The sequence below is a fragment of the Tamlana sp. s12 genome (assembly GCF_016767215.1).
Lineage (GTDB): Bacteria > Bacteroidota > Bacteroidia > Flavobacteriales > Flavobacteriaceae > Pseudotamlana > Pseudotamlana agarivorans.
Window position 1 is genome coordinate 178,153 of the sequence record NZ_CP068547.1, and the last position, 12,150, is coordinate 190,302.

Annotated in this window: 11 protein-coding genes; 2 read left to right on the top strand and 9 right to left on the bottom strand. The window is 34.7% G+C overall.

Annotated elements, in window-relative coordinates; genetic code table 11:
- Positions 1-46 precede the first annotated feature (46 nt).
- From JJL45_RS00805 to rplU, 5 genes are all read right to left on the bottom strand, one after another.
- Complete coding sequence (locus JJL45_RS00805) at positions 47-1,054, bottom strand: phytase (protein WP_068601391.1); 1,008 nt, start codon at positions 1,052-1,054, stop codon at positions 47-49.
- 154 nt (positions 1,055-1,208) lie between these two features.
- Positions 1,209-4,046 carry a TonB-dependent receptor gene (locus tag JJL45_RS00810; protein ID WP_202664208.1) on the bottom strand — a complete coding sequence of 946 codons (2,838 nt, stop codon included), beginning with the start codon at positions 4,044-4,046 and terminating at the stop codon, positions 1,209-1,211.
- A gap of 154 nt (positions 4,047-4,200) precedes the next feature.
- Positions 4,201-5,769 carry a tetratricopeptide repeat protein gene (locus tag JJL45_RS00815; protein WP_068601387.1) on the bottom strand — a complete coding sequence of 523 codons (1,569 nt, stop codon included), beginning with the start codon at positions 5,767-5,769 and terminating at the stop codon, positions 4,201-4,203.
- Positions 5,770-5,922: 153 nt separating this feature from the next.
- Positions 5,923-6,183: a 50S ribosomal protein L27 gene (gene rpmA, locus JJL45_RS00820; protein WP_013869859.1), complete on the bottom strand. Its 261-nt coding sequence runs from the start codon at positions 6,181-6,183 to the stop codon at positions 5,923-5,925.
- 40 nt (positions 6,184-6,223) lie between these two features.
- Positions 6,224-6,844: a 50S ribosomal protein L21 gene (rplU, locus tag JJL45_RS00825; RefSeq protein ID WP_067144871.1), complete on the bottom strand. Its 621-nt coding sequence runs from the start codon at positions 6,842-6,844 to the stop codon at positions 6,224-6,226.
- A gap of 287 nt (positions 6,845-7,131) precedes the next feature.
- Between rplU and JJL45_RS00830 the strand changes: the two genes are divergently transcribed.
- Positions 7,132-7,638 (top strand): heavy-metal-associated domain-containing protein, encoded by a 507-nt coding sequence (locus JJL45_RS00830; RefSeq protein ID WP_068601385.1) that lies wholly within the window; start codon positions 7,132-7,134, stop codon positions 7,636-7,638.
- 233 nt (positions 7,639-7,871) lie between these two features.
- Here the strand turns inward: JJL45_RS00830 and gldD are convergent, their stop codons facing one another.
- The 4 genes from gldD to mutY form a co-directional block, all read right to left on the bottom strand.
- A complete protein-coding gene (gldD, locus tag JJL45_RS00835) occupies positions 7,872-8,453 on the bottom strand; it encodes a gliding motility lipoprotein GldD (RefSeq protein WP_068601383.1) in 582 nt (193 codons plus the stop codon).
- Complete coding sequence (locus JJL45_RS00840) at positions 8,453-9,757, bottom strand: gliding motility-associated protein GldE (protein ID WP_067144874.1); 1,305 nt, start codon at positions 9,755-9,757, stop codon at positions 8,453-8,455. The genes gldD and JJL45_RS00840 overlap by 1 nt, the downstream gene beginning before the upstream one ends.
- A gap of 50 nt (positions 9,758-9,807) precedes the next feature.
- Positions 9,808-10,260: a single-stranded DNA-binding protein gene (locus tag JJL45_RS00845; protein WP_068601381.1), complete on the bottom strand. Its 453-nt coding sequence runs from the start codon at positions 10,258-10,260 to the stop codon at positions 9,808-9,810.
- Positions 10,261-10,410: 150 nt separating this feature from the next.
- A complete protein-coding gene (gene mutY / locus JJL45_RS00850) occupies positions 10,411-11,451 on the bottom strand; it encodes an A/G-specific adenine glycosylase (protein WP_068601379.1) in 1,041 nt (346 codons plus the stop codon).
- Between the two features lie 139 nt (positions 11,452-11,590).
- On the opposite strand from mutY, the gene JJL45_RS00855 reads away from it, so the two are divergent.
- Positions 11,591-11,881 carry an HU family DNA-binding protein gene (locus JJL45_RS00855; RefSeq protein ID WP_013869848.1) on the top strand — a complete coding sequence of 97 codons (291 nt, stop codon included), beginning with the start codon at positions 11,591-11,593 and terminating at the stop codon, positions 11,879-11,881.
- The last annotated feature ends 269 nt before the right edge of the window (positions 11,882-12,150 follow it).

A 12,150-nucleotide genomic window follows, 5' to 3' on the forward strand; every position in this document is an offset into this window, starting at 1 on the left:
GTGAAATCATGTGGTACAAAAACAAAACGTATTTATTCGAGTTCTTTTATTCTAACAATTTCAATTTCGCTAAATCGTGAAAGAAAAAATTTCTATCATCATTCATAGAAACAAATAATCCGTTTGGATACTTATCCCCTAAAGCTACTGTGGTAACATCGCAACCATCGGTTTCAACAGTACCTAAATTAAGTTCTTTAATAAAGGCATTAGTGTCTAAATCGAAAATATTGAAACTATGCGCTTGCTGGTTTGATACGATAAGGAAACCTTTGTTTTCGTATTGAGCGATAGCAATCCCTTCGATATCTTCTTTAAAATATTCGCTACCAAAACATGAAATTTCTTCATTCCCTTTTGATGGTTCTGCATAATATTTTCTAATGCAATGCATTTCATCAGAATAATAAACGATACCATTTTTATTATCAACTGCAATAGCTTCAATTTCTTTTTTCCCGCTAAATTTTCCGAATTTTCTAACCAATTTAGCTTGTACCCCCAAACTATCACTATACAATTCGTATTGATGTAAATAACCATCTAAAGGCCCGTTTTTTCTTCCTACAATCGCATATATTTTATTAGATATTTGCGATTTGTAAAGTGCAATTCCCATTGGTAAATCGCCTTCTGGTTCTTGGGCATTTTCAAAAACTGAAAATCCACCACCATCTAAAGGAATCATTTCTGGAACGGCATACAAGCGCATTTTTTTGCGTTCTCTTTCGGTAAAAGCGATAATGGCTGTTTCGGTAGAATCGTTGATTTTAAAGCCGTATTCCAAATCCACATTGTTCGGTCGCTTTAGCCCTCTTATGGTTTTATCTTCAATAATTTTTCCATCTAAATCGAAAGCATAAATAGCACCTTCGGTATTTTTATCAGTACCAAAAACTATGCTTTTCGAAGCATCACTTGGGTTAATCCAAATGGCTGGATCATCAGAATCGTGCATCGTATGCTCGGTGATTACATCGGGTGCTATTTCTGGTAAATTTTTATGACATGAACTTGCTAAAGCTAGCAAGCCTACAAAAAGTAATTTCTTCATTAATGTTTTTTAAAAGTAGCTGACTGAGAACTATTCTGTTATTTATTGACCCTGTCGATATAGTTTTTGTTTCCCTGTCTTAACATGGGGTTCGACAAACTCTACCTGACAAATCAAATTCAATTGAGTCCTCGGTCAGCCTCTTATTTATATTTTATTTTTTTCTTTTGAATAAATCATACTTGATACCAAAAGTGAAACGTCTTCCGTAAAACTCGGCTTGCATAGTTCTATCTTTTTGCCCTTGGAAATAACGTAAAGGTTGGTTAGTTATGTTATTTAAATCGGCATAGACACTTAAGTTTTTATTGATATTAAAACCAACGTTGAAGTCTAAGAAAAACTGTTGATCGTAATATCTATCTTCAAAAGCATTTCCGCCGATTTCATCGATATAAGCATCTGAGAAGTTTGCCGATAATCTGGCGCTAAACTTTTTGTCGCTATATCCTAAAGAACCATTTACCAAATTTGGTGAAGTATTAGGTAAGTCCAAATCTGAACGCTCATCACCATCTTCATTTTTAATTCCTTCAGCATCTGATGACACATGAGTATAGTTTGCATAAACACTAAAGTTTTTAGCAAAACCTGGTAAGAAGTCTAACTGACGTTGGATAGAGAATTCCACTCCAAAAACAGAAGCTTTATCGCCGTTTAAAGGCTGATACACATCATATCCAGTAGTTCCATTTCCGAAGTTATCATCTTCAGTTTCATATTGTGAAGTATATATGAAATCATGAATGTCTTTATAGAACACCCCTGCAGAGATGATACCCACACTTTTAAAATAGTGTTCGGCCATGATATCGAAGTTCATAGAAGTTGTTGGATCTAAGTCTGGGTTTCCAATGAAAATTTCAGAATCACCATGAACAATATCGACAGTAGGAACAATATCCACATAATTAGGTCTCGCTAAAGTGTTCGTCCAGGCAAAACGCAATACAGTAGACTCAGAAGCATCATATTTAAAATGCACGCCAGGAAGCACATTGGTATATGAATTTTTTCTAGTCACTTCGCTAATAAACGTATCTTCATCTTCAATTTCGTTACCTGTGGCAGTTAAGTTCGTGTTTTCAACTCTTACCCCTAAAATAACGCTTAATTTATTAGATAATTTTTGATGCGCCATGATGTATGCAGCATAAACATCTTCTCTTACATCAAAATTCTCACGTAAATATTCATCTGGAACTGGGTCTCCTCCATTTAAGTTTAAGCTCCCTAACCATTCATTTGAAGCAAAGTAACCTGCTTTATACTTACTACCCGCTAAATAATCTGGATCTGTTAAATTTTGTGTAGGCACATCGGCAAGTGTTGGGTACATTGCTTCTAAATCATTCTCAAAAAAGCTGTTATCTCTGCTTTTATTTTTAAAACGACCACGACCTCCAAATTTAATGGTTCCGTCACCTTGTCCGAATAAATCTACTGGCAATTCAAAATTTAAAAAGGTATTGAAGTCTTGCTCTTCGGTGTATTGATTTTCTTCAGTGATTTCATCATATTCGAAATTAGATAAATCATCGGCATCGGCAGGGTTTGCTGCTGTAAAAATCGGATATCTTGAATCAGAATCATCATTATTAATAATATATTCCGATTGAAAAACTGCATATCGCTCGTTTAAACGCTCTTCTGAAGCCTTTGCATACGACGCCATCCAATCCACTTTTAATTTCCCAACTAAGTGATCACCACCTAAACTGTAATTTTGCATACGTTGGTCCTCTAAACGCGTATTTTTATTACGGTTATTATCAATACCTCCTTTAGTTTCTCTTTTTACTTCAACTGGAAAACGTGTAGGTACATTGTTAACAATATCAAAATCACCTATTTCGATATCTTCACCATCTAAAATACCATGTTCTAGAACATAACGGTTTTCACGGTCGTCTCTCCAGTTGTAAATGGTTTTTAGATAAATACTATTATTAGCATCAAAATCGTAATCAAAGTTTGCTGAGAAACTTCTACGAATACGTTGTACGATGTAGTCACGTTGCTCAAGAACGCTTGTATATGGATCTACATCAACTGCTTCAACATCGGTTCCGTTGTAATATTCAAATTCATTCGACCATTCAGCTTCAACATCATCAGAACCAAAATCGTTATCGTTGATAGAAGCAGAAAGCATCCATCCGAATTTATCATTTTTACTACGATCACCTAATAAAAATGACCCGTTTAAAATTCTTTTCCCAGAAATAAAATTAACACCAGAACCAGCAGTTGCAGATAACCTGAAACCTTCTGGTGATGTTCTTGTAACTAAGTTTACAGATCCCCCTAAAGCATCGGCATCCATATCTGGAGTAACCGCTTTACTCACCTCGATAAGTTGAATCATGTCGGCAGGAATTAAATCCATTTGTACATTACGGTTATCGCCTTCGGCCGATGGAATACGACTTCCATTTAAAGTTACCGAGTTTAATTGTGGTGCTAAACCACGTACAATAATGTTTCTAGCTTCTCCTTGATCGACCTGCATGGTAATACCAGGAATACGTTTAACCGCATCACCAATATTAGAATCTGGGAATTTACCAATTTGATCGGTAGACACAATGTTAGTAATGTTAGCCTTGTTTTTCTGTGCGTTCAAAGCTTTAGCTTGTCCGCTGTTGTAGCCTGTAATTAAAACATCCTCTAAAGCTACCGATGTTGGGCGAATTACAATAATAATTTCTGCCGTTTGTCCAGCAACCACATCTACATTAGTTTCGGCCGTTGTATATCCTATATAAGTTACTTTTACGGCATGCTTTCCCACTGGAACATCTACAATAGTAAATTTCCCATCCTCATCAGATAAATTACCTTTACTTAAAGCTTCAATAATTACGTTACTAAAAGGAACAGACAGACCATTTTCGTCTATTACTTTCCCTTGAATATTTCCATTTTGAGCATAACCCCAAAACGAAAAGCATATTATGGTTAATAATAATGCGTACTGTTTTTTCATCATTTTATTATTTTTAGTTTCGGACAAAACTAGTTTCCAAGGATGGTTTTTTTCTGAAATCTGTATTAACAAAAGGTAACTTGGAGTCCGAAATAGGCGTTATTGCATAGCAACATTAACCTGTGCGTAACATTGGAATAATCTTTATGAAACATGCTTAAAGATTCAGCAAATAGGCTTGTAAATCGGCCTTCGCATCGATAGGAAGTTTTTTTCGAAGCCTATATCGCGCAATACGAACACTTTCGGGTGTGATATGAAGAATAGAAGCAATCTCTTTTGAGGACAGATTTAGACGTAATAACATACAAAGTCGCAATTCTGAGGCCGACAACTTCGTGTTAACTTCAGAATTTAAATTTTCAAAAAAGTTTGGATGTATTTTTCCAAAGTACCCCATTAATTCGTTCCACTCATTTCCACGAGCTAAATCGAAATCGATGTCTTTAGCTAAGCTTTCAATTTTTGACTTTACAAAATCGGCATTTCTACTTTTCAAATTGGTTAGGGTTTTTGAAACGTTAGAAAGCATTTTGTTTTTATGAGCGATATTGAGACTGTAATTGGTTAAGGCAGATATTTTAGATTCAATTTCTCGTTTTAAAGAGGCTTCTTCCGCTATTTTAATATCTAAATCGGCTTGAAGAATTTGCTGCTTGTATTTTAAGATTCTTTGTTCCTGTCTTTTTCGCTTTTTTAAATAGATTAACCAAACCATAAAAACAATAAACATGGCACAGCTGGCAATGATGATAGCTATTTGTCGTGTTTTATTAATTTGATTTTGTTTATTAAGCAAACTGAGTTCGGCTTCCTTTTCTTTAACATGGTAAAGCACTTCCATGGCACCCACTAAATCGGCGTTTCTCTGTTTAAAAGCCTGGTCGTTTAAAACATTTTGTTTTAAGAGGTATTGATACGCTTGTTGGAAATTACCCATATCGGCATAGGCGCGTGCTAAATCTTTTAACCCGCTTTCTTCTTGTTTAATATTTTGCGTGCTTTTAGCCAGAGTTAGCGCTTGTTGGGTAAATTCTAAGGATTTTTGAATATGCCCCCGCTTTCTATTAACATCACCAAGATTGTTTAAAATATTGATTTTAAGGTCTGAGCTTTCATTAGACTCATAATCGTAGGCCTTTTTAAAATAACCATACGCTTTATCGTATTGCTCCAAATCTTCATAAATACTTCCAATATTTTCATTGGTAATGGCTAAACCGGTGCTATCTTTCAATACCCTGAAAATTTCCAAACTAGTATATTGATACGATAAGGCATCTTCGTAATTTCCTTGTTTTTCAGCAACGCCTCCTAATAAAGCACTAGCTGTAGCGAGCCCTTTTTGATAGGATAGATTTTTAGAGAGGTTAACACTTTCATTGAGGTACAATGTAGCGTCGTTAAAATTTTTTAATTTATGATGAATGGCAGCAATATCATTATTAATGTTAACGTAGAAGGTATCCTTTTTTATATAGAGCCCTTGTGCCACCCGGTAATTTTTTAGAGCCTCACTATCTAAACCTAAATTTTTATAGTAACTAGCCAAATGCACATATTCCTGAGCCATTTTAACCGAATCTTTCAATTGTTCGGCATGATTAAGCGCCTTTTTAATGCTACTTATTTTTGTTTCATGAGCAATTACATTTTTGTCTTGGGCCGGTGATAAGGTGGTTATGGTAAGAACACCAATATAGAGTAGATTTTCAATTAAGTTCACGGTATGTTTTTTATTTACAAAAGGATGTAAAGTAAACCGTTGGACATTAACAAAACATCACTAAAAAACTATATTTAGATTAAAAATGCAGTAAACAGAAAAAGCCCTTCCTGAATAACAGAAAGGGCTTTTTAATACATTAAGAAAAATTTCTTAAGCCTCGAAAGGCTCGATAGAAACGTAAGATTTATTATCTTTTTTCTTTGTGAATTTTACAAGTCCATCAACTTTAGCGTGTAAAGTATGGTCTTTTCCTTGGTATACGTTTTCACCTGGGTGATGTGTATTACCACGTTGTCTTATGATAATGTTTCCAGCAATAGCAGCTTGTCCACCAAAAATTTTAACGCCTAAACGTTTCGATTCTGATTCTCTACCATTCTTCGAACTACCAACTCCTTTTTTGTGAGCCATGATCTTAAGGTTTTATATTGTTAAACTTAAGCGGAAAGCCTTATGCTTTACCACCATCTAATTCGTCTTGCCATTTTTTCAACTCATCCCACTTACCATCAGCAGCTAATTGAGCTTGTGCTGGCCAAGTATCTGTTACGTGGTTTCCACGAACATCAGAAATGATTTCTGCGATTTTAGCTGCATCTGTTTTCGCTAATTGAGCGAAAGTAGTAATACCAGCTTCTGCTAAAGTTTCAGCGATTTTTGGTCCGATTCCTTCAACTTTTTTCAAGTCATCAGCCTTAGTTGCTTTTGCTTTTTTTGCTGGTGCAGCTTTCTTTTCAACTTTGGCAGCTTTCTTAGCTCCCGAAGTTACAATACTTTCAATTACAATTTCTGTTAAAGATTGACGGTGACCGTTTTTCACACGGTATCCTTTACGTCTTTTCTTCTTAAAAACTATAACTTTATCACCTTTAAGGTGCTTTAAGACTTTGGCTCCTACTTGAGCTCCGTCTATAGCTGGGGCGCCTACAGTTACATTGTCACCTTCACCTACTAAAAGAACGTTATCGAAAGAAACTTCCTTACCCTCTTCGGTTTGTAAACGGTTAACAAAAACTTTTTGGTCTTTTTCAACTTTAAATTGTTGCCCTGCTATCTCTACAATTGCGTACATAGCGTAACGTTTTTATTAATTAATTTTGTTCAAAAATGAGTGCAAATATACTTCTAATTAATTAAACGACAAACGTTTTACTTTTTTTTGACAAATATTTTTTAATGAGGTTTACTGTATTTCTTGTAAATATACAATCCTATTCCCAAAACCAAGTACTCAAACTATTGATTTCATTCATATTAAGTGTACTATAGCACCCTGTTTTTAAGTACTAATTCGATTTTTTTAACCTAGTAGACCGCTTTATTTAGTAATTTTGCAGCAAAACCTTTAGAAACTAAATTATGAAAACTTTAAAACAACTTTTTATACTTACTTTAATTACAGCTTTCGCTTTTAGTTGTAAAAACAAAAATGCTGAAGTTAAAACCGTTGAAGTTGAAACGGCTACTGAAACCACAAAGGAATTAGATCCTAATGCGACTTATGCCAAAGCAGAATTTACCATAGAAGGTATGACTTGTGCCATGGGTTGCGCTGCTCAAATCCAAAAGAAAATCACTAAAATGGAAGGTGTAAAATCGGCTAAAGTAGATTTTGATAACAAATTAGCTATGGTTGAGTATGATGAGGCTAAGGTTACACCGGCATCATTAGAAGAAACGGTAGTAAAAGTTTCAGACACTTATTCGGTTCATGATATGAAAACTGTTGATGATTTTTCAGCGGCAAAGAAAACTTGTGGAGCTGATTGTAAAGGTGGATGTTGCAAAGCCGATAAGGATAACGACGAAAAAATAGCTTGTAAAGAAAACTGCGACAAAGCTTGTTGCACTAAAAAAGCTGCTTAAATAGATAAAACATCTATTTAGATTTATAAAAAAAGAGGCTGTCTGAAAAGTTAAAACAAACGTCATTCTGTGCTCGACACAGCATCTCATGATTATGAGAATCTGAAATAAATTCGGATTGACGTGACAATGGCTTTTAAGACAGCCTCTTTCTTTTACTTTAAGAAGTATTACTTAGCACAGAAAGCTCAACAAAACCTACCTCAAAAGGTAATCAGAACACTTCGCCTTCCCTACTTCCACCTTACGGTTTCCATGATATGACGAATATCTTTTTCAATATAATGTGCGGCAGGTAAAATAGAATCGTAATTCGGTTTTGCATAAAAATACAGCGAACCAGTTAAAAAATGCTGTACGCTATCGGTCACATAAAACTGCGCTGGCGAGGCCACATCACCTTTTACTTCCGCGAAAGCGCCATAAACTTTACGTTTAAAATTCTCGTATGGTCTTACTGGAATTTCATCGGCCTTAATGGTATGTTTTTGGGTGAAGTTTTGAGCGTCTCTAAGGAAATCCTTTAAATTCTCTTCACTATTGTCAATCGACTTGTAGGTTAAAAACACCGTCCCTTTTAACGACGGATACACCAAATTCACACCATAACTCTCGGTTGGGGCTTCAACTTTTTGAAACTTTATTTTTGTAGCGAGTTCGTTAATTTCAAAAGTAACCGGCATATCAAAGGTAGATTCCTTATACACGGCCTCTGGATATTCTAATCGTAAAAACGCGTTAGGCTTTGGGACATGATCTTCTTCACAGGAAAAAAGGCAAAGTACCAGAACCAAAACGTATAGTATTTTCTTCATTATAGTATTGTAAATTTTACAAGCTTGATGCGTTTTTTATCGAGCGCTTCAATAGTAAAAACGTAATTTTCGAAATTTATTTTACTGTTTAATTTTGGAAAACTTCCAGAGATCTCTAAAACAAAACCTGCTACAGTTTCGGCTTCTCCTTTTTTAGATTCGAAAACCGTTTCATCTTCAATTTTAATAATCTTATAAAAATCCTTTAATGCGGTTTTGCCTTCAAAAACATAGTTGTTTTCATCTAATTTCGAATAGGTCAAATCTTCATCATCAAACTCATCACTAATATCACCAACTATTTCTTCGATAATATCTTCTAATGAAATAAGTCCTGATGTGCCGCCATACTCATCTACCACAACAGCTAAGTGTACTTTCTTTTCTTGGAACTCCGTCATTAAATCATCCAACTTTTTGTTTTCTGGCACAAAAAACGGATCGCGTAACAAACTCGTCCAATCAAATTGTTTTCTATCGATGTAAGGCAATAAGTCTTTTACATATAAGATCCCTTCTATCGTATCGATATTATCGCGATACACAGGAATTCGCGAGTAGCCGTTAGCAATCACTTCGGGCATAATCTCGGCATACTTTTGTTCTATGTTTAAAGCAAAAATATCAATTCTTGGGCGCATCACTTGCTTGGTATCGGTATTTCCAAACGACACGATGCCTTTTAAAATTTTATGTTCTTCTTTGGTAGTATCTTCTTCGCTGGTAAGCTCTAAAGCTTGGGAAAGTTGATCGACACTAATATTTGACTTCTGCTTACCTAACTTACTATGAATACCTAAAGTCACGCTACGCATTGGCAAACTTATAGGCGATAACAAGACATCCAATACCCGTAACGGATAAGCCATAAACACAGCAAACTTAAGGTTGTTTCTACTGGCGTAAATTTTTGGTAAAATCTCACCAAACAGTAAGATTAAAAAAGTAACGACAACAACTTCTACGAAAAATTTAAGTTGCGGACTCGCAATATGCTCGAATAAAATATCTCCCAAAAAGGCAAACAGAATGACAACAGCGATATTTATAAAATTATTGGCAACCAATATGGTCGCTAATAGTTTTTTAGGACGCTCTAAAAGTTTGGCTATAATTTGTATGCGTCGGGATTTATTTTCAAAACCTTCCTCTATATCGGTTCTATTCAATGAAAAAAGCGCGACTTCGGCACCAGATATAAGGGCAGAACACACTAAAAGCACAAATAATAATACAAAGCCAAGAACTACGGGAAGATCTACGGCAACAAAAAGTGCAATGAAACTGGCAGGATCAGGATCCAATGGCTATTGGTTTAGTTAAACTTAAATCTTGAAAAATCATGGTTTTCATATTAAAAAGGAAGATCATCATCGGCACCTTCATCCCTCGAGTTAGACTCTGGAGCAGTTGGCGCTTCTGTTTTTTGTGGGGTTGCCGGACTTGAGCTAGGTTGAGATCCGCTTTCACCTTTTGTAGTTAAAAAGGTAAAATCGGTACAATGAATTTCGGTAGAGTAACGCTCTAAGCCTTTATCATCCATCCACTTTCTAGTTTTTAAACGTCCTTCAATATATACTTTATCACCTTTGCTTAAATACTTTTCGCAAACTTCGGCAGCTTTATTTCTAACCACAATATTATGCCACTCGGTGTTAGTAACACGCTCATTGGTTTGTCTATTGGTGTAGGTTTCATTTGTCGCCAAAGGAAATCGCCCAATACAATTACCACCTTCAAAGTAGTGCATTTTCACTTCATCACCCAAATGCCCAATTAGCATCACTTTATTTAACGTTCCAGACATAATTTATTATAAAATTAGAAAAGCAAAAATAACCCAAATGCCGCACATGATTTTAAAATTAATAAAAAAATATAGGTGTATTCGAGTTTTGATTCGAAAATAAGAAATTCTACAACAACAACCATATATATAAGTGGTCATTCCCGTAGTTTAAAAATTAAACTGCTCTATAAAATTACCAATTAATATAGGAACCGCATAATCTCTAATACTATTAATAGGTATCGTTTGACCTTTAAGTTCCTTTATATTGATAATCCAAAATCTCGTATACAAATGTTGATGCGATAATTTATGTACAATCGCATCCTTATTATATAGACTCCATTTATAATCCTGTCCTTTTAATATGGTATGAGAACTTAAATGTTCTTGGAAAGCAGTTTCAGTGATATCACTTGGCGTTTCAATTAAGGGAAACTGATAGAGGTTTTGCCAAATGCCTTTGCCTTCACGTTGCTCTAAAATGGTTTTACCATCCTCACTAACAAACACTAAAAAGTTAAAATATTTCTTTTTCGCTTTCGCGGATTTAATTTTAACGGGCAATGCATCAATGCGGTTTTCATTAAAAGCCACACAGGCATCTTTAAAAACACAAGCTAAACAATCAGGATTTTTAGGCTTACATTGTATCGCCCCAAACTCCATAATCGCTTGATTATACTCGGAAGGATTTTTTTTATCTATTAACTCCTGAGCTAAAGATTTAAACTCCTTACTTCCTTTTGAAGAATTTATAGGCGTATCGATAGCAAAGTAACGCGACAATACGCGGTAAACATTCCCATCGACTACGGCAGTGGGCTCGTTGAAACAAAATGAAGCTATGGCACTTGCCGTATAATCACCAACACCTTTTAATTTTAATAGGTCCTTATAATTATTCGGAAACGCTCCTTGCAATTCGTTAGCTACATATTTTGCCGAAGCATGTAAATTTCGAGCTCGAGAATAATACCCTAATCCTTGCCATAATTTTAAAACTTCAGCTTCTTTTGCTTCGGCTAAATGAAAAACTGACGGAAAATGATTCACAAAAGCTTCATAAAATGGTAACCCCTGGTTCACTTGTGTTTGTTGTAAAATAATTTCAGACAACCATATATGATACGGATTTTTGGTTCTACGCCACGGTAAATCACGCTTATTATTTGAATACCAGTGAGTTATATTTTTTGAAAAATTCATGAATTATTTAAATAAAGGGCGTAAAAATAAACGTTTATAATATTAAATTTAAGTGAATTAGGTTTGAAATATTGAATATTAAATCCTTATATTTGCATCCCTTTTAGAATTTATAGTAACCCATAATAAAATATTAAAAATGACGAAGGCTGATTTAGTAGCAAAAATTTCTGAGAAATTAGGAATTGAAAAAGGTGATGTTCAAGCAACGGTTGAAACATTCATGGAAGAAGTAAAAACTTCTTTAGAAGCTGGTGATAATGTTTACTTAAGAGGTTTTGGAAGCTTTATAATCAAAACAAGAGCTGAAAAAACGGGTAGAAACATTTCAAAAAACACAACTATTAAAATACCTGCTCATAATATCCCTGCATTTAAGCCTGCAAAAGTTTTTGTTGAGGGCGTTAAAACAAATGTGGACGTAAAATAAGAATGCATTAGCTGAATTTGATTTCAGCATTAAAACGAATTATTAATCTTAAAAGACACTATTTATGCCAAGTGGTAAAAAACGTAAAAGACATAAGGTAGCGACACACAAACGTAAGAAACGTAGACGCGCTAACCGTCACAAGAAGAAAAAATAAATCAAAAAAGTAGTTAGATTAACTACTTTTTTTGATTTAAGAAACAAAGAGTTCTTTGAAATGAGTTTTAAGGCTTTAAAAAAAGTCTGTAAAACTCCACGGATTTTAAAAA

Excerpts from the sequence above, each read along its gene's own strand:
- JJL45_RS00805 (WP_068601391.1), bottom strand. The coding sequence starts at position 1,054 with ATGAAGAAATTACTTTTTGTAGGCTTGCTAGCTTTAGCAAGTTCATGT.
- JJL45_RS00810 (WP_202664208.1), bottom strand. The coding sequence starts at position 4,046 with ATGATGAAAAAACAGTACGCATTATTATTAACCATAATATGCTTTTCG.
- rpmA (WP_013869859.1), bottom strand. The coding sequence starts at position 6,183 with ATGGCTCACAAAAAAGGAGTTGGTAGTTCGAAGAATGGTAGAGAATCA.
- rplU (WP_067144871.1), bottom strand. The coding sequence starts at position 6,844 with ATGTACGCAATTGTAGAGATAGCAGGGCAACAATTTAAAGTTGAAAAA.
- JJL45_RS00830 (WP_068601385.1), top strand. The coding sequence starts at position 7,132 with ATGAAAACTTTAAAACAACTTTTTATACTTACTTTAATTACAGCTTTC.
- gldD (WP_068601383.1), bottom strand. The coding sequence starts at position 8,453 with ATGAAGAAAATACTATACGTTTTGGTTCTGGTACTTTGCCTTTTTTCC.
- JJL45_RS00845 (WP_068601381.1), bottom strand. The coding sequence starts at position 10,260 with ATGTCTGGAACGTTAAATAAAGTGATGCTAATTGGGCATTTGGGTGAT.
- mutY (WP_068601379.1), bottom strand. The coding sequence starts at position 11,451 with ATGAATTTTTCAAAAAATATAACTCACTGGTATTCAAATAATAAGCGT.
- JJL45_RS00855 (WP_013869848.1), top strand. The coding sequence starts at position 11,591 with ATGACGAAGGCTGATTTAGTAGCAAAAATTTCTGAGAAATTAGGAATT.